Here is a 24,016-nt window from a genome sequence, read left to right as displayed (position 1 = left end):
TTGCCCTGGCCGTGCGCCTGGCCGACGCCCGCGACCTGGTGCTGCTGGCCGGCAAGGGCCACGAGGACTACCAGGAGGTGGCCGGCGTCCGGCGCGCCTTCTCCGATTTGACCGAGGGCCGGCGCGCCCTGCAAGCCCGCCACGGCCTGGCCACTGGAGCCTCCGCATGAACACCTTGGCCCAGCTGCTGCACGAACTGCCGGGCGTCCGCGCGGTGGGCGCCCCCGAGCGCGCCGACGTGCGGCGCGTGCACACCGACACCCGCACCCTGCGCCCGGGCGACCTGTTCGTGGCCCTGCGCGGCGAGCGTTTCGACGCCCACGACTACCTGGCTGCCGCGCGCGCCGCCGGTGCCGTGGCCGCCTTGGCCGAGCGCGGCCTGGACAGCGCCGGCCTGCCCGGCGTGGAAGTGCCCGACAGCCGCGTCGCCCTGGGTCAGCTCGCCGCCCGCTGGCGCGCGCAGTTCGCCCTGCCGCTGATCGCCGTGACCGGCAGCAACGGCAAGACCACGGTGACGCAGATGCTCGCGGCCATCCTGCGGGCGGCGGCGGGCGAGGCCGCGCTGGCCACCCAGGGCAACCTGAACAACGACATCGGCGTGCCGCTGACGGTGCTGCGCCTGCGCCCCGAACACCGCCTGGCCGTGGTGGAGCTGGGCATGAACCACCCGGGCGAGATCGCCGGGCTGGCCGCCGTCGCCCAGCCCACGGTGGCGCTGGTGAACAACGCCCAGCGCGAACACCAGGAATTCATGGCCACGGTGGAAGCGGTGGCGCGCGAAAACGCGGCGGTGTTCGCCGCGCTGCCTGCAGACGGCACCGCGGTGTTCCCGGCCGACGACGCTTACACCCCCTTGTGGCGCGAGTTGGCCGCCGGCCGCCCGGTGCTGACCTTTGGTGACGGCGCCAGCGCCGACGTGCGCGGCAGCGCCACCTGGGCCCAGGGCGCCTGGATGGCGCTCATCCACACCCCCGCCGGCAGCCTGGAGGCGGTGTTGCACATCGCCGGCCGCCACAACGTGCGCAACGCCTTGGCGGCCACCGCCTGTGCGCTGGCCGCGGGTGTGCCGCTGGACGCCATCGCCCAGGGGCTGAGCACCTTCGAGCCGGTCACCGGCCGTTCGCGCGCGCTCGCCCTGCAACTGGCGGGCCGTGCCATCACCCTGGTGGACGACAGCTACAACGCCAACCCCGACTCGGTGCGCGCCGCCATTGACGTGCTGGCCGAACTGCCCGGCCCGCGTCTGCTGGCGCTGGGCGACATGGGCGAGGTCGGCGACCAGGGCCTGGCCTTTCACGACGAGGTGCTGCGCCACGCGCTGGCCAGCGGCATCGAGCACGTGCTGGTCAGCGGCGACTGGATGGCGCAGGCCGTGGCCGCCTTGCCGGCCACCGGCGGCGCACGCCTGGAGTACTTCAACGACACCCCCGCACTGACCGCGAGGGCCACCGCACTCGCGCCCGGCTTGGGCAGCGTGCTGGTCAAGGGCTCGCGCTTCATGCGCATGGAGCGGGTGGTGCAGGCGCTGCAGGCCCTGCCTGACACAACAACGAAGGAGGGCGCCCATGCTGCCTAGTCTGGCCTTGTGGCTGCAGGGCCTGGGCCCTGAATTCGGTTTTCTGCGGGTGTTCCAGTACCTGACCTTCCGCGCCGTCATGTCGGCGATGACCGCGCTGCTGTTCGGCGTGGCCGCCGGCCCGTACTTCATCCGCCGGCTCACCGAACTCAAGATCGGCCAGCCGATCCGCGAGTACGCGATGCAGAGCCACCTGAGCAAGAGTGGCACGCCCACCATGGGCGGCGTGCTGATCCTGTTCGCGATCGCGCTGTCCACCCTGCTGTGGTTCGACTGGAGCAACCGCTTCGTCTGGATCGTGCTGCTGGTGACCCTGGGCTACGGCGCCATCGGCTGGGTGGACGACTGGCGCAAGGTGGTGCACAAAGACCCGGAGGGCATGCGTTCGCGCGAAAAGTACTTTTGGCAATCGCTCATCGGCGTGGTGGCCGCGTTCTACCTGGCCTTTGCCATTTCCGAAGGTTCGAACCAGCGCGTGTTCGAACTGTTTTTCAACTGGGTGGCCTCGGGCTTCACCTTGGACCTGCCTGAACAGGCGGGGCTGATGGTGCCGTTCTTCAAGGAAGTGAGCTACCCGCTCGGGGTGCTGGGCTTCGTCATCCTGACCTACCTGGTCATCGTGGGCGCCAGCAACGCGGTCAACCTGACCGACGGCCTGGACGGTCTGGCCATCATGCCGGTGGTGATGGTGGGCTCGGCGCTGGGCATCTTCGCTTATGTGACCGGCAACGCGGTCTTCGCCAAATACCTGCTGCTGCCGCACATCCCTGGCACCGGCGAGGTGTTGATCTTCTGCGCCGCCATGGCCGGCGCCGGCCTGGCCTTTCTCTGGTTCAATGCCTACCCGGCCCAGGTGTTCATGGGCGACGTGGGCGCGCTGGCGCTGGGCGGGGCGCTGGGCACCATCGCGGTCATCGTGCGCCAGGAAATCGTGCTGGCCATCATGGGCGGCATTTTCGTGGTGGAAGCCCTGTCGGTGATGCTGCAGGTCAGCTGGTTCAAGTACACCAAACGCCGCCATGGCGAAGGTCGGCGCCTGTTCAAGATGGCGCCGCTGCACCACCACTTCGAAAAATCCGGCTGGCGCGAAACCCAGGTGGTCGTGCGCTTCTGGATCGTCACCATGCTGCTGTGCCTGATCGGCCTGTCCACCCTGAAACTGCGATGAACGGCCCGGACCCGACCCAGGCGCACGACGGCGCCGCCGCTGCCCCCGCCGACTGGCGGGCGCTGGCCCTGCCGCGCGTGCAAGACCGCCCGGTGCTGGTGCTGGGCCTGGGCGCGTCCGGCCTGGCGCTGGCGCGCTGGTGTGCGCTGGCCGGCGCCCGCGTGACCGTGGCCGACACCCGCGCCGCCCCACCCAACGCCGCCACCCTGGCCGCCGAGCTGCCGGGTGTGGCCCTGCTGCAGGCGCCGTTCGATGCCGCCCTGTTCCAGCGCGAGCCCTGGGCCCTGGTCTGCCGCAGCCCCGGCATCGCCCCCGCGCAGATGGCTGGGCTGGAGGCCGCCGCGCGCGCCGTGGGTGTGCCGGTGGTGGGCGAACTGGGCCTGTTCGCACAGGCCCTGAACGCCCTGGCCACCGCCGAAGGCGAGGCACATTACGCCCCCAAGGTGCTGGCCATCACCGGCACCAACGGCAAGACCACCACCACCTCACTCACCGCCCACCTGCTGCGCGATGCAGGTTGGAACGTGGCGGTGGCTGGCAACATCGGCCCGACCCTGCTCGACGTGCTGCGCGAGCGGCTGGCGCTGGCCAGCGCCGAACGGCCGCAGGCCTGGGTGCTGGAGCTGTCCAGCTTCCAGCTCGAAGGCGTGGAGGGCTTCGAGCCCACCGCCGCCACCGTGCTCAACGTCACCCAGGACCACCTGGATTGGCACGGTGACATGGCCGCCTACGCCGCGGCCAAGGCGCGCATCTTCGGCCAGCGCGGGCTGATGCTGCTCAACCGCGACGACGCCACCGTGATGGCCTGGCGCCCGCAGCCGCAGACCGTGCGCGAAGGCGGCCGCGCCAAGACCGTGCCCGCCCGCGCCCACGCGACGTTCGGCACCGAACTGCCGCACCGTGCCGGCGACTGGGGCCTGGAGGCCGTCAACGGCATGACCTGGCTGGTGCGCGCCCAGGCCGAGGACGACACCCGCCGCAAAGGCAAGGCCGAAGACGAACCGGTCTACCTGCAGCGCCTGATGCCGGCCGAGGCCCTGCGCATCCGCGGCCACCACAACGCCAGCAATGCCCTGGCGGCCCTGGCCCTGGCCACCGCCGCGGGCGCCCCGCTGGCCCCGCTGCTGCATGGCTTGCGCGACTACTGCGGCGAGCCGCACCGGGTCGAGCCGGTGGCCATCGTCAACGAGGTCGAATACTTCGACGACAGCAAGGGCACCAACGTCGGTGCCACCCTGGCCGCGCTCAAGGGCCTGGGGGCCGAACGCCGGCTGGTGGTGGTGCTGGGCGGCGACGGCAAGGGCCAGGACTTCGCGCCGCTGGCGCCGGCCGTGGCCCGGCACGTGCGCGCGGTGGCCCTGATCGGCCGCGACGCACCGACGATCCGCGCCGCCCTGGCCGACACCGGCGTGCCCCTGCACGACGCGGCCACGCTGCCCGAAGCGGTGCACTGGTGCGCCGACCAGGCGCAGCCGGGTGACGCCGTGCTGCTGTCGCCGGCCTGCGCCAGCCTGGACATGTTCAAGGACTACGCCCATCGGGCCCAGGTCTTCGTGGACACCGTGCTGCAACTGCAGCAGGAAGCGGGCACGCCCACATGAGCAACACCCAGGTGTTCCACGGACTCGGCCGCTTCACGCGCTGGCTCGGCGGCGGTGCGCGTGCTGCCGGCGGTGCCGCGCGCGAGCTGGTGGGCGAGCTGCCCATCCGCCTGAGCAGCCGCGACTACGCCCGCGGCCGGACCGCGGTGGTGCGGGAAATGGGCTTCGACCAACCCCTGTTGTGGGTAGTGGTGGCCCTGTTGTGCTGGGGCCTGGTGATGGTGTACTCGGCCTCCATCGCCCTGCCCGACAACCCCCGTTTCCGCAATTACGAGAGCACCCACTTCCTGCTGCGCCACGCCGTGGCCATGCTGATCGGGGCCGTGGGGGCGCTGCTGGCCTTCCAGATTCCGATGAGCCGCTGGGAGAAATGGTCGCCCGGCTTGTTCGGCGCGGCCGTGCTGAGCCTGATGGTGGTGCTGGTGGTGGGCCGGGGCGTCAACGGCGCGCAGCGCTGGATCCCGCTCGGTGTCATGAACTTCCAGCCCTCCGAACTGGCCAAGTTCGCGGTGCTGATGTACGCCGCCGGCTACATGGTGCGCCGCATGGAGGTGAAGGAGCGTTTCTTCCGTGCCGTGATCCCGATGGGGATCGCGGTGACGGTGGTGGGCGTGCTGCTGCTGCTCCAGCCCGACATGGGGGCCTTCATCGTCATCGCCGTCATCGCCATGGGCATCCTGTTCCTGGGCGGGGTCAACGCGCGCATGTTCTTCGTCATCGCCGGCCTGCTGGTGGCGCTCTTCGGGCTGATGATCGCCAGCTCGCCGTGGCGGCGCGAACGGGTGTTCGCCTACCTCGACCCCTTCAGCGAGGACCACGCCCTGGGCAAGGGCTACCAGTTGTCGCACTCGCTCATCGCCTTCGGCCGTGGCGAGGTGTTCGGCGTCGGCCTGGGCGGCAGCGTGGAAAAGTTGCACTGGCTGCCCGAGGCGCACACCGACTTCCTGCTCGCCGTCATCGGCGAAGAATTCGGGCTGGTGGGCGTGCTGGTGCTGATCGCGCTGTTCCTGTGGCTGACGCGCCGCATCATGTACATCGGCCGCCAGGCCATCGCGCTGGACCAGATCTTCGCCGGCCTGGTGGCGCAGGGCGTGGGCCTGTGGTTCGGCTTCCAGGCCTTCATCAACATCGGCGTGAACCTGGGGGCCTTGCCCACCAAGGGCCTGACCTTGCCTTTCATGAGCTACGGCGGTTCGGCCATTTTGATGAACTTGGTGGCGCTGGCGGTGGTTCTGCGCATCGACCACGAGAACCGGAAGTTGATGCACGGAGGCCGGGTATGAGCAAGACCCCCTGCGCCCTGGTGATGGCCGGTGGTACCGGCGGCCACATCTTCCCCGGCCTGGCCGTGGCCGAAGCCTTGCGTGCCGAAGGTTGGCGCGTGCACTGGCTGGGCGCGCCTGGCAGCATGGAAGCGCGCCTGGTGCCGCCGCGCGGCTTTGCTTTCGAGCCGGTGGCCTTTGGCGGCGTGCGTGGCAAGGGCCTCCTCACGCTGGCCCTGTTGCCGCTGCGCCTGTTGCGCGCTTTCTGGCAGAGCCTGGCCGTGGTGCGCCGGGTCCAGCCCGACGTGGTGCTGGGCCTGGGCGGCTACATCACCTTCCCCGGTGGGATGATGGCCGTGTTGGCCGGCAAGCCGCTGGTGCTGCACGAGCAGAATTCGGTGGCCGGCATGGCGAACAAGGTGCTGGCCGGCGTGGCCGACAAGGTGTACACCGCTTACCCCAACGCACTGGCCAAGGGCGAATGGATCGGCAACCCCTTGCGCGCCGAGTTCCTGCGGCAACCCGGCCCGGCCGAACGCTTCGCCGGCCGCAGCGGCCCGCTGAAGGTGCTGGTGGTGGGCGGCAGCCTGGGCGCCAAGGCCTTGAACGACACCGTGCCGCAGGCCCTGGCGCTGATCCCGGCCGAGCAACGCCCGGTGGTGACCCACCAGAGCGGCGAAAAACAGATCGAGGCGCTCCAGGCCGCTTACGCCCAGGCCGGCGTGGTGGCCACGCTCACCCCTTTCATTCAGGACACGGCGGCGGCGTTTGCCGAGGCCGATGTCGTCATTGCCCGCGCCGGCGCCAGCACCGTCACCGAACTGGCGGCGGTGGGTGCGGCGGCCATCTTCGTGCCTTTCCCACACGCGGTGGACGACCACCAGACCCACAACGCCCGCTTTCTGGTGGACGCCGGTGCCGCCTGGTTGCTGCCGCAAACCGAACTCAGCGCCCAGGGCTTGGCCGATCTGCTGCGGGGCCTGACCCGCAGCGACCTGCAAGCCCGTGCCGAAAAAGCCCGTGTCCAGGCGCAGACCCAGGCCGTCCCGGCCATGGTCCAGGCCTGCCGCACCTTGGCCCGATTTTCCCCTGCCTCATCCGGAGGCCACGCATGAAACACGCCATCCGTCACATCCATTTCGTCGGCATCGGCGGCGCCGGCATGAGCGGCATCGCCGAGGTGCTGCTCAACCAGGGTTACGCCATTTCCGGCAGTGATCTGGGCGACAGCGCCACCACCCGCCGCCTGCAGCAGCTCGGCGCCCGCATCCACGTCGGCCACGACGCGGCCCACATCGCCGGGGCCGATTGCATCGTCACCTCCACCGCGGTCAAGGCCGACAACCCCGAGGTCGTGGCCGCCCACGCCAAACTGCTGCCGGTGGTGCCGCGCGCCATCATGCTGGCCGAGCTGATGCGCATGAAAAAAGGCATCGCCATCGCCGGCACCCACGGGAAGACCACCACCACCAGCCTGGTGGCCAGCGTGCTCGCCGCGGCCGACCTGGACCCGACCTTCGTCATCGGCGGCCGGCTCAACAGCGCCGGCGCCAACGCCCGATTGGGCTCGGGCGAGTACATCGTGGTCGAGGCCGACGAGTCCGACGCCTCCTTCCTGAACCTGCTGCCGGTCATGGCCGTCGTCACCAACATCGATGCCGACCACATGGACACCTACGGCCACGATTTCGGCCGGCTCAAGCAGGCCTTCGTCGAATTCCTGCACCACATGCCGTTCTACGGCGCGGCCGTCCTCTGCGTGGACGACCCGAACATCCGCGGCCTGCTGGGCGAGATCCAGCGCCCCATCACCAGCTACGGCGTCAGCGAGGACGCCCAGGTGCGCGCCCTCGACATCCGCGCCGCCGATGGCCAGATGCATTTCCGGGTGCAGCGCCGCAATGGCATCCAGCTGCCCGACCTGGACGTGGTGCTCAACCTGCCGGGCCACCACAACGTGCTCAACGCCCTGGCCGCCATCGCGGTGGCGGTGGAACTGAACGTGCCCGACGCGGCCGTGCTGGAGGCCTTGGCGAACTTCAAGGGTGTGGGCCGGCGTTTCCAGCGTTACGGCGAGGCCGCGCTGCCCAGCGGCGGCAGCGCCACCCTGGTGGACGACTACGGCCACCACCCGGTGGAAATGGCCGCCACGCTGGCCGCCGCGCGCGGGGCCTTCCCGGGCCGCCGCTTGGTGCTGGCCTTCCAGCCGCACCGTTACACCCGCACCCGCGACTGTTTCGAGGATTTTGTGAAAGTGATCGGCCAGGCCGACGCGGTGCTGCTGTCCGAGGTCTACGCCGCCGGCGAAGCGCCCATCGTGGCTGCCGACGGCCGGGCGCTCACGCGCGCCCTGCGCGTGGCCGGCAAGGTCGAGCCGGTGTTCGTGGACGAGGTTGCGGCCCTGCCGCAGGCCATTCTGGACAACGCCCGCGACGGCGACGTGGTGCTGTGCATGGGCGCAGGTTCCATCGGCGCGGTGGCGGGGCAGGTGATCGCGCTGGCACAGACTGGCGCAGAAAAAGAGGTGAGCGCATGAGCGCCGATGTGACGATGGATCCCGCCCGCCTGGGCAAGGTGGCGGTGTTGATGGGCGGGCATTCCGCCGAACGCGAGGTCTCGCTGATGTCGGGCACCGGCGTGTTGGAGGCGCTGCGCCGCCGCGGGGTGGACGCCCACGCCTTCGACCCGTCGCAACGCGACCTGGGTGACCTGAAGCGCGAAGGCTTTGCGCGCGCCTTCATCACCTTGCACGGCCGTTTCGGCGAGGACGGCACGGTGCAGGGCGCGCTGGAACTGATGGGCATTCCCTACACCGGCCCGGGCGTGCTGGCTTCCAGCGTGGCCATGGACAAGGTCATGACCAAGCGCATCTGGCGCGCCGAAGGCTTGTCCACCCCCGACTGGCGCCAGGTGGCCAGCGTCGAGGACACCGTGGCCGCGTTCCAGGCGCTGGGGGCACCCATGGTCGTGAAACCCGCGCGCGAGGGCTCCAGCCTGGGCCTGACCAAGGTGACCGACGCCGCCCAGTGTGCCGAGGCCTACCGCCTGGCCGCCCGGCACGACCCCGAGGTGCTGTGCGAGCAGTTCGTCAGCGGCGACGAGGTGACCTGTCCGGTGCTGGGCACCGGCGCCGAGGCGCGCGCGTTGCCGGTCATCCACATCGTGGCGCCTGGCGGCAACTACGACTACGAGCACAAGTACTTCACCGACGACACCCAGTACATCGTGCCCTGCGACCTGCCGGCCGGCGAGGAGGCCGCCATCCAGGCGCTGGTGCTCAAGGCCTTCCGCACCCTGGGCTGCCGCGGCTGGGCGCGGGCCGACGTGATGGTCGACGCCAAGACCCGCCGGCCCTATCTGCTGGAGATCAACACCTCGCCTGGCATGACCGGGCACTCGTTGGTGCCGATGTCTGCACGCGCCGTGGGCATCGACTACGAAACGCTGTGCCTGCGCGTGCTGGCCAGCGCCGCCCTGGACAACCCCCTGCCCGCGGCACCGGGGGCGAAGGCCTGAGATGGTGCAGACCCCCGCACTCCCCCTTGACGTCAAGCTCATGGGCTGGGTGGCGCACGCCCTGTTCGTGGTGTTTGCCGTCCTGGGCCTGGGCAGTGTGGGGCTGTGGGCCGCGCGCCACCCGGCCTGGTCGCTGGGGGGCATCAGCGTGCGCGGCGATGTGACGCACCAGAACGCCGTCACCTTCCGGGCCCAGCTGTCCTCGCGCCTGCAGGGCAGCTTCCTCACGCTCGACCTGCAGGAGATCCAGCGCCTGTTCGAAGGCGTGCCCTGGGTGCGCCGGGCGGTGGTGCAGCGCGAATTCCCGAACCGCCTGCGCGTGACCCTGGAGGAACACCAGGCCGTGGCCTGGTGGGGCGAGGCCGGCGGCGGCCAGTTGCTCAACACCCAGGGCGAGGTGTTCGAGGCCAACCCGGACGACCCCCAGGCCGACCAGTGGAGCGAGCTGCTCGGCCCCGAAGGCCAGTCGGGCCGGGTGTACGCCCTGTTCCAGGCGCTGCGGCCGGTGTTCGCCCGCATGGACCAGGACGTGGCCCGCCTGGAGCTCAGCAACCGGGGCAACTGGAAAGTCACCCTGGACGGCGGTGCCCGCATCGACCTGGGGCGCGGCGAGCCGGCCGACCTGCTGCCGCGCACCGAAGCTTTTGTCGCCACCGTCACCACCCTGCGCCAGCGCTACGGCGGGCGCGACATCGAATCGGCCGACCTGCGCTACCCCAACGGTTACGCCCTGCGCCTGCGCGGGGTGAGCACCCTGGAAGACCCCGTCCCCGGCAAACCGAAACCTTAAGCAACACAACGACGCACACCATGGCCAAGGAATACAAAGACATCGTCGTCGGACTCGACATCGGCACCGCCAAGATCATGGCGGTGGTGGCCGAAGTCATGGGCAATGGCGAGCTCAAGCTCGCGGGGCTGGGCGTGGCGCCGAGCAACGGCCTCAAGCGCGGCGTGGTCGTCAACATCGACGCCACCGTGGCCAGCATCCAGCAGGCCTTGAAAGAGGCCGAGCTGATGGCCGACTGCCACATCGGCCGCGTCTACACCGGCATCACCGGCAGCCACATCCGGGGCATCAATTCCAGCGGCATGGTGGCCATCAAGGACCGCGAAGTCACGCCCACCGACGTGGCCCGCGTGATCGAGACCGCCAAGGCCATCAACATCTCCACCGACCAGCGCCTGCTGCTGGTCGAGCCGCAGGAATTCATCATCGACGGCCAGGAAGTCAAGGAGCCGATCGGCATGAGCGGCATCCGGCTGGAGGCCAAGGTGCACATCGTCACCGGCGCGCAGAGTGCGGCGGAAAACATCATCAAATGCGTGCGCCGCTGCGGGCTGGAGGTGGACCAGCTCATGCTCAACCCCCTGGCCACCAGCCAGGCGGTGCTGACCGACGACGAAAAGGAATTGGGCGTGGCGCTGGTGGACATCGGCGCCGGCACCACCGACGTGGCCATTTTCCAGGGCGGGGCCATCCGCCACACCGCGGCCATCCCGATCGCGGGCGACCTGATCACCAACGACATCGCGATGGCGCTGCGCACCCCGACCAAGGACGCGGAAGACATCAAGGTGGAAAGCGGTTGCGCCAAGCAGTTGCTGGCCGACCCGGACCAGCAGGTCGAGGTCCCCGGCCTGGGCGACCGCGGCCCGCGCATGCTCAGCCGCCAGGCGCTGGCCGGCGTGATCGAGCCGCGCGTGGAAGAGATTTTTGCCCTGGTGCAGCAGGTGATCCGCGAGTCGGGTCACGAGGAGTTGCTGTCCAGCGGCATCGTGCTCACCGGCGGCAGCGCGGTCATGCCCGGCATGATCGAACTGGGCGAGGACATTTTTCTGAAGCCGGTGCGCCGCGGCGTGCCGAAGTACGCCAGCGCGCTCAGCGACATGGTGGCGCAACCGCGCGCCGCCACCGTCATGGGCCTGCTGGAAGAGGCGCGGCTGGCGCGCCTGCGTGGCCACAAGGTGGCGCAAAAGGCCGGCTCCATGGGCAGCGCCCTGGGCCGCATCAAAGACTGGTTCGTGGGGAATTTCTGATGCACACACCCGCCCGCCGCCACCGCCCCACCGCCCGCCCGCGCGAGGCCCATGCCCGACGACGGCACGGCGCCACCGGGCCGCCCGGCTGAACCACCATTCCGTTTTGCCCAGTCACACCATTTTTCAGGTTTTCAAGATTTACCAGGAGCATCCAAATGAGCATCGAAATGATTGAAGTTGAGGAATTCAATCGCGGCACCCAGATCAAGGTGATCGGCGTGGGCGGCGGCGGCAGCAACGCCGTGGGCCACATGATCCAGAGCCATGTGCAAGGCGTGGAATTCATCTGCGCCAACACCGATGCGCAGGCGCTGGCCAGCTCGACGGCGCACCGCGTCATCCAGCTCGGCCAGACCGGCCTGGGCGCCGGCAGCAAGCCCGAAAAGGGCCGTGCCGCCGCCGAAATGGCCGAGGCCGACATCCGCGAAGCCATCGACGGCGCGCACATGCTCTTCATCACAGCCGGCATGGGCGGCGGCACCGGCACCGGCGCCGCGCCGGTGATCGCCAAGGTGGCCAAGGAGATGGGCATCCTCACCGTGGGCGTGGTCACCAAGCCCTTCGATTTCGAAGGTGGCCGCCGCATGAGCAACGCCGACGCCGGCCTGGCCGAGCTGGAGCAGAACGTCGACTCGCTGATCGTGGTGCTCAACGACAAGCTGCTGGAGGTGCTGGGTGACGACATCACCCAGGACGAAGCCTTCGCCGAAGCCAACGACGTGCTGAAGAACGCCGTCGGCGGCATCGCCGAGATCATCAACGTCGAAGCGCTGGTGAACGTGGACTTTGAAGACGTGCGCACCGTGATGGGCGAGCCCGGCAAGGCCATGATGGGCACCGCCGTGGCCAGCGGCCCGGACCGCGCCCGCATCGCCGCCGAACAGGCCGTGGCCTGCCCGCTGCTGGAAGGCGTGGACATGCGCGGCGCCAAGGGCGTGCTGGTGCTGATCAGCGCCGCCAAGGGTTCGCTCAAGCTGAACGAGTCCAAGCTGGCGATGAACACCATCCGTGCCTTTGCCGCGCCCGATGCCCACGTGATCTACGGCACCGCCTACGACGAGTCGCTGGGCGACGCCATCCGCGTCACCGTGGTGGCCACCGGCCTGAACCGCCAGGGCGCGCGCCAGCCGCTGACCGTGGTGCAGACCGAGCAGTTCAAGCGCACCGGCACCGACAACATGCCCTTCATCCCCACCCTGAACCAGGCTGTGGGTGGTTCGGGCTTGGCCCAGGCGGTGGGCATGGGGGTGACGGGCAGCGCGGCCGATTCCCTCGCTGTGCCGCGCGTGTGGCTCAAGCCCCGCGACCGCACCTCGGCCGCGGCCAAGGTGGACGCGTTGTCTTCCGGCGGCATGGACGACTTCGAGATCCCGGCCTTCCTGCGCAAGCAGGCCGACTGATCGCCGGATTGCATCGGGGTGATTGAGAGAATGCGCGGCGCGGCCGTGCCCGAAAAATTAAAATCGGCGGCATGATCGCGCAACGCACCCTCAAAACCCTGACCAAGGCCGTGGGCGTGGGCCTGCACAGCGGCCAACGGGTCGAACTGACGCTGCGCCCGGCCGCGCCCGACACCGGCATCGTCTTCCGCCGCGTCGACCTGCCCGAGCCGGTCGACATCCCGGTGAACGCCGCCGCCGTGTCCGACACCCGGCTGGCCTCCACCATCGCCAACGGCGGCGCCAAGGTGCATACCATTGAGCACCTGATGAGCGCCTGCGCCGGCCTGGGCATCGACAACCTGATTGTCGATATCACCGCCGAGGAGGTGCCCATCCTCGACGGCTCGGCCGCCTCCTTCGTCTACCTGCTGCAAAGCGCCGGCATCGAACTGCAGCGGGTGCCCAAGCGTTTCATCCGCCTGCTCAAGCCGGTGGAGGTGCGCGAGGGCGAGGGGCGCAGCCTCAAATGGGCGCGGCTGGAGCCGTACCACGGCTACAAGCTCAGTTTCGAGATCGAGTTCGACCACCCCGCGGTCAACGCCACCGGTCAGCGGGTGGAGTTTGATCTGGGCACCGGACAGTACGCCCGGGAAATCGCCCGCGCCCGCACCTTCGGCTTCACCCGCGACGTGGAGATGATGCGTTCGAACGGCCTGGCGCTGGGCGGCGGCTTGGACAACGCCATCGTGCTCGACGACGTGAAGGTGCTCAACGCCGACGGTCTGCGCTACGCCGACGAATTCGCCAAGCACAAGATCCTCGACGCCATGGGCGACCTCTACATCGTTGGCAAACCGCTGCTGGCCGCCTACAGCGCTTACCGCAGCGGCCACGCCATGAACAACCAGCTGTTGCGCGCCTTGCTGGCGCAGCCCGACAGCCACGACATCGTCACCTTCGAACAGGACAGCCGCGCGCCCCAGGGCTTTGCGCAACTGGCCATGGCCTGGTGAACCCCGAACCCGGGCGGCAGGCATGCTGATTTTCCGCTTCCTGGTGTTGGCTTTGCTCGGGGCCTCGGTGTTGAGCTTTGCTTTCTACATCGGCACCGGGCAGCCGCATTTCCGCCGCTGGGGACTGGTGATCCTGAAGTGGACGGTGGTGTCCGCGCTGGTGTTTTTCGGCGTCTTGATCTTGGGCCGGGTGGCCTGAGCGGCGCTCAGTAGCTGCGCCCGGCCTTGTACGCGGCGTGGGTGCGTGCCTGCAGTTTGCTTACCTGGTTGATGGCGGCGCTGGTGCGTGCCACCTGGGCGTGGGTGATGCACAGGCCGAGCGCGTCGGCGGCGTCCTTGCCGGGCAGGCCGGGCAGGTCCAGCAGGCGGCGCACCATTTCCTGTACCTGGTCTTTGTGCGCCTTGCCGTGTCCGGTCACGGCTTTCTTCAGTTGCAGCGCGGTGTACTCGGCCACCGTCAGGCCATTGGCCACCAGCGCCGTCAGGCAGCAGCCGCGCGCCTGGCCCAGCATCAGCGTGGCCTGGGGGTTGACGTTCACGAACACGATCTCGCACACCGCCACCGTGGGCTGGTAGCGCTGCACCACCTCGGAAATGCCCTCGAAAATCACTCCCAGCCGCTGCGGCAGCAGGGCGCCGTCGGCCGGACTGGTGCGGATGGTGCCGCTGGCCACGTAGGCCATGCGCGGGCCGTCGGTGTCGATCACACCGAAGCCAGTGGCCTGCAGGCCCGGGTCGATGCCGAGGATGCGCACCGTCACGCCCGCCATTTCATGGCAGTTGCACCCCGCCCATGCGGGCGGCGATGGTACCGGCCCGGCCCGCCAGGTAGCCGGAGTTGGGGCGCTTCTCGAAGCGTTTGGGGGCCGGCAGCATCACCGCCAGGCGCGCGGCCTCGAAGGCACTCAGCTGGCGCGCCGATTTGCCGAAGTAGCGCCGCGCCGCGGCCTCGGCGCCGAACACGCCTTCGCCCCATTCCACGCTGTTGAGGTAGATCTCCAGGATGCGGCGCTTGCTCAGGAAGGTTTCCAGTGCCAGTGTCAGCAGCAGCTCCTGGCCCTTGCGCAGCAGGCTGCGCTCGCCCGAGAGCAGCAGGTTTTTCGCCAGTTGCTGGGTGATGGTGGAGCCGCCCACCACCTTGGGCGGTTTCACCTGGCTCGGGTCTTTGGCGCGGGCGGCGCGCTTCTCGGCCTGCTGCGCGCGCTGTTCGTTCTTGTCCCAGGCCGATTCCAGCGCGTCCCAATCCACCCCATCGTGGTCGGTGAAGCTGCCGTCTTCGGAGGCGATGACCGCGCGTTTGATGGTGGGCGAGAGCTGCTCGTACGGCACCCAGGTCTGCGACCAGGTCCACTTCGGGGCCTCGGTGGCCACGCGCCAGGCTTCGGAGCGCTGGAAGGCGGTGCTTTGCGGGTCCAGCACCGCCATCAGCGCGATGCGGCCCACAAAAAATACCTGCAGCGCCAGCCCGGCGACCACGCACCAGCCCAACCAGCGTCCGAAGTGCCGCCAGAATTTCGTCATCATTGCGCGCTCAATTGGGTTTGCAGGGTTTCGTCGCGGGTGAAGCGGAAGCGCGAGACCACCACGATCTGGTCGGCCCGGCGCCGCATCTCGGGGTTGAAGCGCCCAAAGGCCAGGCTGCGCACGATGGCCTGCGCGCGCGTGTCCAGCACCGCCTGCCCCGAGCCCTGCACCACCTCGGTGTCCAGCACCTGGCCGTTGTGGTTCACGGTGATGACCATGGTGAGTTCGCCGTAGAGCTTGCGCCCGCCCGCTTCGGGGAAGTTGCTGGTGCCGCGGTCTTCGATCTTGCGGCGCAGTTCGTCGTAGTAGATGGCGTACACGGCCTCGCGCGTGGCCGGGCTGATGTAGCGCTTGCGCGGCCGGGCGTTTTCTTCGTTGATGCGCTTTTCGATCTCGGCCAGGATCTTGACCAGCGCCTGGCGCTTCTGTTCGCGTTCCAGGGCTTCGGGGCTGGCGTCGCGGCGCAGGTCGGGCACCGGCAGGCTGGCCAGCTGCTGCCGCAGTTGCGCCAGCAGGCGGTTCTGCTGCTCTTTCATGGCTTCGATGCGGCGCTCTTCCTCCTCCAGCGACTCGCCCAGCCGGGCCTGCGGCGCCGGCGGCAGGGGCGAGGTGGCGCGGCCGCGTTCGGCGTCGCCGCCGCCCGCCAGGTTGGCCTGGGCGATGGCCTGCGCCTTGTCGGGCGGCGCATCGCTGCGGGTGTTGACCAGCACCACCTCCAGCGGCGTGTCCTGGAACACCCGGTTGAAGCGTTCGGGGTCCACGAAGCGCACGGTCAGCAGCCCGGCGTGCACCAGCACCGACGCCGCCAGCGCCAGCTGCAGGGTGGAGAGGGTGCGCAAGCGTTTCACAGGGTCGGTGTCAGGCGGCGGGCGAGGCCCCTGGGGGGGCGGTGTCGCCCGGTTGGGCTTCGTCCAGGTCCATGGCGATGGCCAGCGGCGCGGCCAGTTCGGCGGCGTCCTCGGCCTCGTCGTCCAGCGCTTCGGCCGACAGGGCCGGGCTGTCCAGGCGCTCGATCACGGTGCCGCCCACGTCGAGCGAGATGTCGTCGATCTGCCCCAGCCGCACGCGCACCTGGGCGCCGCGCGGCAGGCCATCGGCGCCCAGCACGCTGAGCACCAAGGGCAGTTCGTCGGCGCGCACCAGCCCGTCCTTGATGACGGTGGCGGTCAGTTCCGTGAGGCCGTGCTGCTGCAGGTAATGCAGCGTCCAGTAGCGCTCCATGCCGTTCTGGAACTGGTTGTAGGCGGTGTAGGCGGCGTCGAAACCGCTGATGACGGCGAACAGGCCGGCGTCCTTGGGCTTGAACGGCGCTGCCAGCGCGGCGGTCTGGCCGTGGCGCACGCAGGCGATGATCTGCCACTGGTTGACCAGATCGGTGTAGCGGCGCAGGGGCGAGGTGCTCCAGGCGTAGCACTTGACACCGATGCCGGCGTGCGGCAAGGCCTTGGCGCCCATGCGCACCTTCATGCCCGGCGCCAGGCTGGCCTGGCTGCGGTAGATGCCGGGCACGCCGCTGTCGGCCAGCAGTTGGCCCCAGGTGCTGTTGGCCAGGATCATGGCCTCGGCCACCATCAGGTCCAGCGGGGCGCCGCGCGAGCGGGTACCGATGACCACGGTTTCGTCGCCGTGCGGTTCGTCGCCCTGCACGCCTTCGAGCTTGAAGGTGTAGTCCGGGCGGTTGAAGGTTTCGGGTTTGCCACGCACCACCTCGCGCCGCGCTTTGCAGACCTGTGCCAGGCGGAACAGGAAGGACAGCTCGGGTCGCAAGGCGGCGATGTCGTCGGCCAGCGGTGCGCCGGTCGGGGCCGTCGGGTCCTGCAGCCAATCGGCGGTGATGGCCTGGTCCAGCTGGTCGTGGCGCAGGTTGTGGGCAATCGGCACCCGCTCCAGCCGGGTGGTGCTGGCCTGGAGGTTCAGCTCGGCCTCGTCGAAGGTGAGGTACAGCGACAGGGCCGGGCGCGGGGCGCCGGCTTCCAGCGTGTAGGTCTGCACCACGGCGTCGGGCAGCATGGTGATTTTGTGGCCCGGCATGTACACCGTGCTCAGGCGCTGGCGCGCGACCTGGTCGATCGGGCTGTCGGGCGTAATCGCCAAGCCCGGGGCCGCGATGTGGATGCCGACCACCACGGTGCCGGTGCCCAGGCCTTGCACGCTCAGCGCGTCGTCGATTTCGGTGGTGCTGGAGTCGTCCACCGAAAAGGCTTGTACGTTGGCCAACGGCAGCTCGTCGGCCACCGGCGCGGCTTGCAGGGCCGGGAAGCCCGTGCCCTTGGGGAAGTGCTCGAACAAAAAGCGCTGCCAGTGGAACTGGTAGGCGTTGCGGATGGCGCCGGCTTTTTGCAGCAGGGCCAGCGGCGCCAGATGCGTTTCGCGCGCGGCGTGCACCACGGCCTTGTATTCGGCGGCGTTCTTGTCCGGCTTGAACAGGATTTTGTAGAGCTGCTGGCGGATCGGTTCCGGGCAGCTGCCGGCGGCCAGATCGGCGGTCCAGCCGTCGATCTGTTCCTGGAGCTGCTTTTTCTTTTCGATCGCGGCCAGGGCCTGTTGCAGGATTTCGGGCGGGGCCTTCTTGAAGCGGCCTTTGCCGGCGCGGCGGAAGTAGTGCGGTGCGTCGGTCAGGCGCAGCAGGGCGGCCACCTGCTGTTCCAGCGTGGCTTGTGCGCTGAAGTAGTCTTTAGCCAAGTCGGCGTAGCCAAATTCCTCGTCCGGGGCGAATTCCCAGGCCAGGTCGAGCTCGATGTCTGGGGCCAGGGCTTGCGCGCTGGCCATCAGCGCGGCCGGGGCGGGCTTGTCGAACTTCAGCAGCACGTTGGCCGCCTTGACCTTGACGCGCTTGCCCGTTTCCAGCTCGATCTGCAGCGAGCTTTCGGCTTCGGACATCACGCGGCCGGTCAGGAACTTGCCGGCTTCATCGAACAGTGCAAACACGTAGGGGGCTTTCGGGGTGGAGCAGGGGAGCCAGGGCGAGCACCCGCAGGCGGTCGTCTGAGGCCCAAGTTTACCGGCGGTGGGCCGGGGTGCGGCAAGCCGCCGCGCCGGCCCAGGTCCTGGTGCTCAGGGAATGCCCAGCAGCTTGTGCGTCTGCAGGGACAGGCGCCAGCGCGGGTGCGCCAGGCAGTGCGCCACGGCCTGTTGGGTGTGCCTTTCGCGCTGCGGCCCGTCCATGGGCTGCAGGAAAAAGTGGCGAAAGTCCAGCGGCTCGAAGCGTTCGGGCGGCGCGTCGGCTTGGGGGAAGACCAGTTTCAGTTCGTCGCCCCGGGTGGCCTGCAGCGGGGCTGCGCCCTTGGGGCTGACGCAGACCCAGTCCAGGCCGTCGGGCAGGGGCAGGGTGCCGTTGGTTTCCACGGCGATCTCGAAGCCTTGCGCGTGCAGCGCGTCGATCAGCGGTGCGTCCAACTGCAACAACGGCTCGCCGCCGGTGCACACCACCAGCGGGGTGCCGCCGGCCGTGGCGGGCCACTGGGTACGGACCGCGGCGGCCAGCGCCTGGGCGGTGGCGAATTTGCCGCCCCCCTGGCCGTCGGTGCCGACGAAATCGGTGTCGCAAAACCGGCAGGCGGCCTGCGCGCGGTCGGCCTCGCGCCCGCTCCACAGGTTGCAGCCGGCAAAGCGGCAGAACACCGCCGCGCGCCCGGCCTGGCCGCCTTCGCCCTGCAGGGTGTAGAAAATTTCCTTGACGCTGTAAGCCATGTTCAGAGCGCCAGCGCGGCGGCTTCGTTCCACGCCACCACCGCGCCGCAGCCCGGGGTTTCGTACAGATCGACCCGGTCCAGCGCGGGCAGTTCGGCGCGGGCGCGCTCCAGCACCCAGGTGGCCAGGGTGGCGGCATCGCAGTCGGCCAGGCCGGGCAGCTGGTGCAGCGGCTGGTGGTCCAGGGCTTTGAAGAGGGGGTCGAACAGGCGTTTGACGTCGCCAAAGTCCACGGTCCAGCCCATCACCGCGTCCAGCGGGGCGCACAGGTGCAGCCGCAGGGTGTAGGTGTGGCCGTGGATGCGCCGCAGCGGGCTGCCGTCCGGCGCGTGGCGCAGCTGCAGTGCGCTGTCCAGCGTCAGTTCCTTCCAGATCCGGTAGTCAGTGCCGTCGTGGCGGGCGCCGCAGGAAGCGGTCTCGTACACGGTGACGGCGCTGAGCTCGGGCAGTTGCGGCGCCAGTTGCCGCCAGAGCCAGCCGGACAGGACTTCGCTGGTGGGGTTTTCCAGGCCGGGGAGGTCGTTCAGGCAGGCGTGGTCAAGTTGGCGGTGCAGCGGGGCCCACAGCGCATCCAGCCGCTCGGCCGTGACCGTGCCCTGGGCGTTCTGCCGGGCGTGCAGCAGCACCTCGAAGCCGTGGCCGTGCAGCCGGCCGCATTTGTGGCCAGCGGGCACGTTCGGCAACTGGTGGGCGGCGTACAGCACGTGGCGCCGCCACAGGTGGGGGTGGCCCTGGGGGTCCAGTTCCACGCCGCCGCGTGCAGTGCTCTGCACGTCCACCCGGGCCTGGGTCAGGCCGTCGGCTTGCAGGCGCTCGCGCAGCCACAGCGCCAGCTGGGTGTCGGTCGGGGTGTCCAGCGTGTCGTTGAGTAGGCGGTGGTCCAGCGCCTGCACCTGGGCGGCCAGGTGCTCGCGCAGCTGCGACACCTCGCTGCCCGGGAAGTGGCGCCAAGCGGGGCCGGTGGCGGCGCGCAGCCGGGCCACAAAGCTGTGGCCGTGCAGGCGTTGCTGCGGGTGCCCAGCGGGCAGGGTGGGGAGGTGGCGGGCGGCCTCGAAGCCGGCTTCGGTCGTGTGCAGGGTGTGCATGGGGCCTTTCGCTCAGGCCAGGCCGAAGCGTTGGTACAGTGGGTCGGGCCGGCCGGCTTCGGCAAAGCCCTTGGCGCGCAGCAGGCAGGCGTCGCAGCCGCAGCAGGGCTGGCCCTCGGGGCCGGGGTCGTAGCAGCTGCTGGTCAAGGCGTAGTCCACGCCCAGGCGCAAGCCTTCTTCAATGATTTGCGCCTTGTTCAGGTGCATCAGCGGGCTGTGGATCTTGAGCCGCTGGGTGCCTTCCACCCCGGCCTTGGTGGCCAGGTTGGCCAGCGCCTCGAAGGCGGCGATGTACTCCGGCCGGCAGTCGGGGTAGCCCGAATAGTCCAGCGCGTTGACGCCGATGAAAATGTCGGACGCGCCCAGCGTCTCGGCCCAGGCCAGTGCGAAGCTCAGGAACACGGTGTTGCGCGCGGGCACGTAGGTCACGGGGATGCCGGGGCCCATGTCGTCCACCGAGCGGCCCTTGGGCACGGCGATGTCGGCGGTCAGCGCCGAGCCGCCGAATTCGCGCAGGTCAATCTGCGCGACCACGTGTTTCGCAGCGCCCAGGGCTTGGGCCGCGGCCTCGGCGGCCTGCAGTTCGTGCAGGTGGCGCTGGCCGTAGCGGAAGCTCAGCGCATAGGGGGTGTAGCCCTGTTCGCGGGCCAGGGCCAGCACGGTGGTCGAGTCCAGCCCGCCGCTGAGGAGGACCACCGCGGGTTTGAGGGAAGTCGTCATGGCGCCTCCGGCTCAGCAGCGGCCCGCGGCCAGCGGCGGCGGTGCGGCTTGGACCAGCTTCACCAGCGCGTTCAGCAGCACGCCGTACAGCGGCAGGAAGCAGGCCAGGCTGACCGCCAGTTTGGTGAAATAGTCCACCGTGGCGATCTCGACCCAGTGCTGGGCCATGAAGGGGTCGCTGCTGGCGTGGAAGGCCACCGCGAAGAACAGCGCCGTGTCCAGCAGGCTGCCCAGCACCGTGGAGGCGGCCGGGGCCACCCACCAGGCACTCACCTGGCGCAAGCGGGCGAACACCGCGATGTCGAGCAGCTGCCCGGCCACGTAGGCCACGAAGCTGGCCAGCGCGATACGGAACACGAAACCGTTGAAGGTGGCCAGCGCGGCCCAGCCGCTGAAGGCGCCTTCGAAGAACAGCACCGACACGGTGTACGAGGCCAGCAGCGCCGGCAGCATCACGCGGAAGATCACGCGCCGCGCGGTGGCTTGGCCCAGCAGGCGCACGGTCAGGTCGGTGGCCACAAAGACCAGCGGAAAGGTGAACGAACCCCAGGTGGTGTGCACCCCCCACAGCTCAAAGGGGAGTTGCACTAGGTAGTTGCTGGCGATGATGAGGGCGATGTGCAGCGCGACGAGCGCCGGCAGCGCGGTGCGCGCACGCGTGGCGGCGGCGCCATGGACGGAGGTCATGGAGGAGGTCCTTTTTTTTGAAGCGGGGATGGGGGCGAGGGAACCCATCGAAACGGTCTGTCCCGCAGGACAGAGGCCAGTATTTTAACGGGGCTCGGCCCCGCTGCCTAGGGCCCTCACCGGTTCACCGGCGCACCATCAGCGCCAGCGCCAGCACGAAGGCCTGCAGCGGCGCGGCGGCCCCGGGCCAGTCGATGCGGTATTCGAAGCGGCGGCTGATGAGGTGGGGTTCGACCACCGTCCCCAGGGGAGCGCCTGCGGGGCCGACGATGGGAAAGCGCCGCAGCCAGAACGAGGTCGAGGGCCGCAGCTCGGCGGGCAGCGGCGCGGTCAGCCGCACCACGGGCAGGCGGCGCCCGCTTTCAAACACCACGTCGGCGGCGCACAGCACGGCCTGGGCCGGGGTTTCCAGCGTGTAGCGCAGGTCGTTGACGAGGCCGCGGCGTGTGTACTCGAAGCGCAGCCGCAGCGCCTGGCCGTGCAGTTGCAGCTGCACGTCGCCGTGGGGGGAGCCTTCCGGGTGCCAGCGCAGGCGCGCGTTTTTGGCCTGGGCGAAGTTCGGGAAGCGCAGCTCGCCCACCGCCACGCCCGCGGGCGAGACGAAATCGTAGACAAAGCCGTTCCACATCGACCGTTGTTGCAGGGCCAGTTGATGCTGCATGGTTCGGCCCGGCGCGCGGTCACAATCCGCGCAGCACTTCCAGCGCGTCTTCGATGCGCTCCACCGCGTGGACGGTCATGCCTTCCAGCGCCTTGGCCATGCCGGCGTCGCCCTTTTTGGGCAGGTTGGCCTTGGGCACCACCGCCACCGAAAACCCCAGCTTGGCCGCCTCCTTCAGGCGTTCCTGTCCGCGCGGGGCGGGGCGCACCTCGCCGGCCAGGCCCACTTCGCCGAAGGCGATGAAGCCCTTGGGCAGCGCCTTGCCGCGCAGGCTGCTGGCAATGGCCAGCATCACCGCCAGGTCGGCCGCAGGCTCGCCAATGCGCACGCCGCCCACGGCGTTCACAAACACATCTTGGTCCATGCAGGCCACGCCGGCGTGGCGGTGCAGCACCGCCAGCAGCATGGCCAGCCGGTCGCGGTCCAGGCCCACGCTCAGGCGCCGCGGGCTGGGGCCGCCGCTGTCCACCAGCGCCTGGATTTCCACCAGCATGGGCCGGGTGCCCTCCAGCGTCACCAGCACGCAACTGCCGGGCACCGGTTCCGCATGTTGCGACAGGAAGATGGCGCTCGGGTTGCTAACGCCCTTCAGGCCTTTTTCGGTCATGGCGAACACGCCGATCTCGTTGACCGCGCCAAAGCGGTTCTTGATGGCGCGGATGAGCCGGTAGTTGCTGTGGGTGTCGCCCTCGAAGTACAGCACCGTGTCCACCATGTGCTCCAGCACGCGCGGGCCGGCCAGCGCGCCTTCCTTGGTGACGTGGCCCACCAACACGATGGCCACGCCGCTGGCCTTGGCCGCACGCGTCAGGTGCGCCGCGCATTCGCGCACCTGCGCCACCGAACCGGGGGCCGAACTGAGCTGGTCCGAATACAGCGTCTGGATCGAGTCGATGACGGCGATACCGGGCTGCTTGGCGTCCAGCGTGGCGACGATTTTTTCCAACTGGATCTCGGCCAGCACCTTGACCTGGCTGTGGTCCAGCCCCAGCCGGCGCGAACGCAGGGCGACCTGGGCGCCGCTTTCCTCGCCGGTCACGTACAGCGTGTCCAGGCCGGCGCGCTGCAGCGCGTCCAGGGCCTGCAGCAGCAGGGTGGATTTGCCGATGCCCGGGTCGCCCCCGATCAGCACCACACCGCCTTCGACGATGCCGCCGCCCAGCACCCGGTCCAGCTCGCCCAGGCCGGTGGGCGTGCGCGCCACGTCGCTGGCTTCGATGTCGCTGAGCACCGCCAGCTCGGCGGTCGGGGCCAGGCTTTTGGGGCCGGCGCTCAGGCGGTTCTTGCTCGCGCTGGGGGCCTCGGCCACGGTTTCCACCAGGCTGTTCCAGGCGTTGCAGTGCGGGCATTTGCCCAGCCAGCGCGGGGTGGTGCCGCCGCATTCGTTGCAGGCGTACAGGGTCTTGTCTTTGGCCATGCGTGTCACTGTAGCAGCCGCCTGGGTGCGGCCGTGTGCCGCGGTCGGGGACTGGCTTAGGCTAGGCGCAAGTGGGCCACCACTTCGTCGATGTGGTCGTCAAAGTCGCTCAGAGCGTGGTCGCTGCCGGCCAGCAGCTTCAGGTGCACGCCGGGGTAACGGCCCACCATCTCGCGCCAGTCCAGCACCTCGTCGCCCTGGGCCACCACCGCGTACACCCGTTCGGGCTGGGGCAGGGCGCCGCCCGCCAGCGCGCGCAGTTCGTCCACGTATTCCGGCCGGAAGAAGAAACGTTCCTCGGGGTCGTGCCAGGCGGTTTGCTCGCCGATGTACTTCGCCAAATCGCGCGCCGGGTCCACCGCCGGGTTCAGCAGCACCGCGCGGCAGCCGGTTTCCAGCGCCAGCCGGGTGGCGTAAAAACCGCCCAGCGACGAACCCACCACCGCCATGCGGTCGCGCGGCCAATCGGCGCTGCCCTGGCGAATCAGCGCCATCGCCGCGGCCGGCGAGGGCGGCAACTGCGGGCACCACCAGGTCACACCGGGGTGCGCGCGCCGCACCCGCGCGGCCATGCGCACCGCCTTGGTCGAGCGCGGCGAGGAGCGAAAACCGTGCAGGTACAGCAGGTGGGTGGTGTGGACCGTGGTGGTGTTGGGCGGCGGGGTCATGGG

23 protein-coding genes and 1 pseudogene are annotated in these 24,016 nt (G+C 69.6%); 13 read left to right on the top strand and 11 right to left on the bottom strand.

The features are described from left to right. The 13 genes and pseudogenes from CON77_RS00930 to CON77_RS15315 form a co-directional block, all read left to right on the top strand. Positions 1-170, top strand: a pseudogene (locus CON77_RS00930) (UDP-N-acetylmuramoyl-L-alanyl-D-glutamate--2,6-diaminopimelate ligase); the annotation flags it as partial. Then, a complete protein-coding gene (locus tag CON77_RS00925) occupies positions 167-1,576 on the top strand; it encodes a UDP-N-acetylmuramoyl-tripeptide--D-alanyl-D-alanine ligase (RefSeq protein WP_101046896.1) in 1,410 nt (469 codons plus the stop codon). The pseudogene CON77_RS00930 and the gene CON77_RS00925, both read left to right, overlap by 4 nt. After that, positions 1,566-2,744 (top strand): phospho-N-acetylmuramoyl-pentapeptide-transferase, encoded by a 1,179-nt coding sequence (gene mraY, locus CON77_RS00920; protein WP_101046894.1) that lies wholly within the window; start codon positions 1,566-1,568, stop codon positions 2,742-2,744. Before CON77_RS00925 ends, mraY begins: the two co-directional genes overlap by 11 nt. Next, positions 2,741-4,345: a UDP-N-acetylmuramoyl-L-alanine--D-glutamate ligase gene (gene murD, locus CON77_RS00915; RefSeq protein ID WP_101046892.1), complete on the top strand. Its 1,605-nt coding sequence runs from the start codon at positions 2,741-2,743 to the stop codon at positions 4,343-4,345. The genes mraY and murD overlap by 4 nt, the downstream gene beginning before the upstream one ends. Then, complete coding sequence (gene ftsW, locus CON77_RS00910) at positions 4,342-5,628, top strand: putative lipid II flippase FtsW (RefSeq protein WP_101046890.1); 1,287 nt, start codon at positions 4,342-4,344, stop codon at positions 5,626-5,628. Before murD ends, ftsW begins: the two co-directional genes overlap by 4 nt. After that, on the top strand, positions 5,625-6,722 hold the full coding sequence (gene murG / locus CON77_RS00905) for an undecaprenyldiphospho-muramoylpentapeptide beta-N-acetylglucosaminyltransferase (protein ID WP_101046888.1): 1,098 nt from the start codon (positions 5,625-5,627) through the stop codon (positions 6,720-6,722). The genes ftsW and murG overlap by 4 nt, the downstream gene beginning before the upstream one ends. Beyond that, entirely contained in the window at positions 6,719-8,143 is a 1,425-nt protein-coding gene (gene murC, locus CON77_RS00900) for a UDP-N-acetylmuramate--L-alanine ligase (protein WP_101046886.1), read from the top strand. Before murG ends, murC begins: the two co-directional genes overlap by 4 nt. Further along, positions 8,140-9,123: a D-alanine--D-alanine ligase gene (locus tag CON77_RS00895; protein ID WP_101046884.1), complete on the top strand. Its 984-nt coding sequence runs from the start codon at positions 8,140-8,142 to the stop codon at positions 9,121-9,123. Before murC ends, CON77_RS00895 begins: the two co-directional genes overlap by 4 nt. Position 9,124: 1 nt before the next feature. Continuing rightward, positions 9,125-9,913: a cell division protein FtsQ/DivIB gene (locus CON77_RS00890; protein WP_101046882.1), complete on the top strand. Its 789-nt coding sequence runs from the start codon at positions 9,125-9,127 to the stop codon at positions 9,911-9,913. A 20-nt stretch (positions 9,914-9,933) separates the two neighbouring features. Further along, complete coding sequence (ftsA, locus tag CON77_RS00885; RefSeq protein ID WP_101046881.1) at positions 9,934-11,163, top strand: cell division protein FtsA; 1,230 nt, start codon at positions 9,934-9,936, stop codon at positions 11,161-11,163. A 158-nt stretch (positions 11,164-11,321) separates the two neighbouring features. Then, positions 11,322-12,566 carry a cell division protein FtsZ gene (gene ftsZ, locus CON77_RS00880; protein ID WP_101046879.1) on the top strand — a complete coding sequence of 415 codons (1,245 nt, stop codon included), beginning with the start codon at positions 11,322-11,324 and terminating at the stop codon, positions 12,564-12,566. A gap of 71 nt (positions 12,567-12,637) precedes the next feature. Next, positions 12,638-13,561, top strand: coding sequence for a UDP-3-O-acyl-N-acetylglucosamine deacetylase (gene lpxC, locus CON77_RS00875; RefSeq protein WP_101046877.1), 924 nt, complete (start codon positions 12,638-12,640; stop codon positions 13,559-13,561). A 22-nt stretch (positions 13,562-13,583) separates the two neighbouring features. Continuing rightward, positions 13,584-13,760 (top strand): hypothetical protein, encoded by a 177-nt coding sequence (locus CON77_RS15315; RefSeq protein ID WP_198552234.1) that lies wholly within the window; start codon positions 13,584-13,586, stop codon positions 13,758-13,760. A 7-nt stretch (positions 13,761-13,767) separates the two neighbouring features. Here CON77_RS15315 and ruvC read toward each other — a convergent pair whose 3' ends face one another. From ruvC to CON77_RS00820, 11 genes are all read right to left on the bottom strand, one after another. Then, positions 13,768-14,316 carry a crossover junction endodeoxyribonuclease RuvC gene (gene ruvC, locus CON77_RS00870; RefSeq protein WP_101046908.1) on the bottom strand — a complete coding sequence of 183 codons (549 nt, stop codon included), beginning with the start codon at positions 14,314-14,316 and terminating at the stop codon, positions 13,768-13,770. A 16-nt stretch (positions 14,317-14,332) separates the two neighbouring features. Then, on the bottom strand, positions 14,333-15,085 hold the full coding sequence (mtgA, locus tag CON77_RS00865; protein ID WP_232788356.1) for a monofunctional biosynthetic peptidoglycan transglycosylase: 753 nt from the start codon (positions 15,083-15,085) through the stop codon (positions 14,333-14,335). Further along, the gene (locus CON77_RS00860; protein WP_101046873.1) at positions 15,082-15,924 is read right to left on the bottom strand and encodes an energy transducer TonB; all 843 of its coding nucleotides are present in this window, start codon (positions 15,922-15,924) and stop codon (positions 15,082-15,084) included. The genes mtgA and CON77_RS00860 overlap by 4 nt, the downstream gene beginning before the upstream one ends. 19 nt (positions 15,925-15,943) lie before the next feature. Beyond that, a complete protein-coding gene (locus CON77_RS00855) occupies positions 15,944-18,013 on the bottom strand; it encodes a ribonuclease catalytic domain-containing protein (RefSeq protein ID WP_101046871.1) in 2,070 nt (689 codons plus the stop codon). Positions 18,014-18,139: 126 nt separating this feature from the next. Then, entirely contained in the window at positions 18,140-18,775 is a 636-nt protein-coding gene (gene queE / locus CON77_RS00850; RefSeq protein ID WP_101046869.1) for a 7-carboxy-7-deazaguanine synthase, read from the bottom strand. A 2-nt stretch (positions 18,776-18,777) separates the two neighbouring features. Continuing rightward, positions 18,778-19,860: a 6-carboxytetrahydropterin synthase gene (locus CON77_RS15810; RefSeq protein WP_101046867.1), complete on the bottom strand. Its 1,083-nt coding sequence runs from the start codon at positions 19,858-19,860 to the stop codon at positions 18,778-18,780. Positions 19,861-19,872: 12 nt separating this feature from the next. Continuing rightward, positions 19,873-20,580 (bottom strand): 7-cyano-7-deazaguanine synthase QueC, encoded by a 708-nt coding sequence (gene queC / locus CON77_RS00840; RefSeq protein WP_101046865.1) that lies wholly within the window; start codon positions 20,578-20,580, stop codon positions 19,873-19,875. Positions 20,581-20,592: 12 nt separating this feature from the next. Then, positions 20,593-21,267 carry a 7-cyano-7-deazaguanine/7-aminomethyl-7-deazaguanine transporter gene (locus CON77_RS00835; RefSeq protein ID WP_101046863.1) on the bottom strand — a complete coding sequence of 225 codons (675 nt, stop codon included), beginning with the start codon at positions 21,265-21,267 and terminating at the stop codon, positions 20,593-20,595. A 124-nt stretch (positions 21,268-21,391) separates the two neighbouring features. After that, positions 21,392-21,928: a hypothetical protein gene (locus CON77_RS00830; RefSeq protein WP_101046861.1), complete on the bottom strand. Its 537-nt coding sequence runs from the start codon at positions 21,926-21,928 to the stop codon at positions 21,392-21,394. A 19-nt stretch (positions 21,929-21,947) separates the two neighbouring features. Then, positions 21,948-23,345 carry a DNA repair protein RadA gene (gene radA, locus CON77_RS00825; protein ID WP_101046859.1) on the bottom strand — a complete coding sequence of 466 codons (1,398 nt, stop codon included), beginning with the start codon at positions 23,343-23,345 and terminating at the stop codon, positions 21,948-21,950. Positions 23,346-23,401: 56 nt separating this feature from the next. Continuing rightward, positions 23,402-24,013, bottom strand: coding sequence for a YqiA/YcfP family alpha/beta fold hydrolase (locus CON77_RS00820; protein ID WP_101046857.1), 612 nt, complete (start codon positions 24,011-24,013; stop codon positions 23,402-23,404). Positions 24,014-24,016: the final 3 nt, after the last annotated feature.

The organism is Macromonas nakdongensis (genome assembly GCF_002837145.1).
Taxonomy (GTDB): domain Bacteria; phylum Pseudomonadota; class Gammaproteobacteria; order Burkholderiales; family Burkholderiaceae_C; genus Macromonas_B; species Macromonas_B nakdongensis.
Note: the sequence above shows the minus strand (reverse complement) of the source record. Positions and strands in the feature narration are given on the sequence as shown.

Coding starts and splice junctions, on each gene's coding strand:
- CON77_RS00895 (WP_101046884.1), top strand. CDS start 8,140: ATGAGCGCCGATGTGACGATGGATCCCGCCCGCCTGGGCAAGGTGGCG.
- radA (WP_101046859.1), bottom strand. CDS start 23,345: ATGGCCAAAGACAAGACCCTGTACGCCTGCAACGAATGCGGCGGCACC.
- CON77_RS00835 (WP_101046863.1), bottom strand. CDS start 21,267: ATGACCTCCGTCCATGGCGCCGCCGCCACGCGTGCGCGCACCGCGCTG.
- CON77_RS15810 (WP_101046867.1), bottom strand. CDS start 19,860: ATGCACACCCTGCACACGACCGAAGCCGGCTTCGAGGCCGCCCGCCAC.
- murC (WP_101046886.1), top strand. CDS start 6,719: ATGAAACACGCCATCCGTCACATCCATTTCGTCGGCATCGGCGGCGCC.
- mtgA (WP_232788356.1), bottom strand. CDS start 15,085: ATGATGACGAAATTCTGGCGGCACTTCGGACGCTGGTTGGGCTGGTGC.
- CON77_RS00820 (WP_101046857.1), bottom strand. CDS start 24,013: ATGACCCCGCCGCCCAACACCACCACGGTCCACACCACCCACCTGCTG.
- queE (WP_101046869.1), bottom strand. CDS start 18,775: ATGGCTTACAGCGTCAAGGAAATTTTCTACACCCTGCAGGGCGAAGGC.
- mraY (WP_101046894.1), top strand. CDS start 1,566: ATGCTGCCTAGTCTGGCCTTGTGGCTGCAGGGCCTGGGCCCTGAATTC.
- ftsA (WP_101046881.1), top strand. CDS start 9,934: ATGGCCAAGGAATACAAAGACATCGTCGTCGGACTCGACATCGGCACC.
- murD (WP_101046892.1), top strand. CDS start 2,741: ATGAACGGCCCGGACCCGACCCAGGCGCACGACGGCGCCGCCGCTGCC.
- CON77_RS00925 (WP_101046896.1), top strand. CDS start 167: ATGAACACCTTGGCCCAGCTGCTGCACGAACTGCCGGGCGTCCGCGCG.
- CON77_RS15315 (WP_198552234.1), top strand. CDS start 13,584: ATGCTGATTTTCCGCTTCCTGGTGTTGGCTTTGCTCGGGGCCTCGGTG.
- ftsW (WP_101046890.1), top strand. CDS start 4,342: ATGAGCAACACCCAGGTGTTCCACGGACTCGGCCGCTTCACGCGCTGG.
- queC (WP_101046865.1), bottom strand. CDS start 20,580: ATGACGACTTCCCTCAAACCCGCGGTGGTCCTCCTCAGCGGCGGGCTG.
- CON77_RS00830 (WP_101046861.1), bottom strand. CDS start 21,928: ATGCAGCATCAACTGGCCCTGCAACAACGGTCGATGTGGAACGGCTTT.
- ftsZ (WP_101046879.1), top strand. CDS start 11,322: ATGAGCATCGAAATGATTGAAGTTGAGGAATTCAATCGCGGCACCCAG.
- lpxC (WP_101046877.1), top strand. CDS start 12,638: ATGATCGCGCAACGCACCCTCAAAACCCTGACCAAGGCCGTGGGCGTG.
- murG (WP_101046888.1), top strand. CDS start 5,625: ATGAGCAAGACCCCCTGCGCCCTGGTGATGGCCGGTGGTACCGGCGGC.
- CON77_RS00890 (WP_101046882.1), top strand. CDS start 9,125: ATGGTGCAGACCCCCGCACTCCCCCTTGACGTCAAGCTCATGGGCTGG.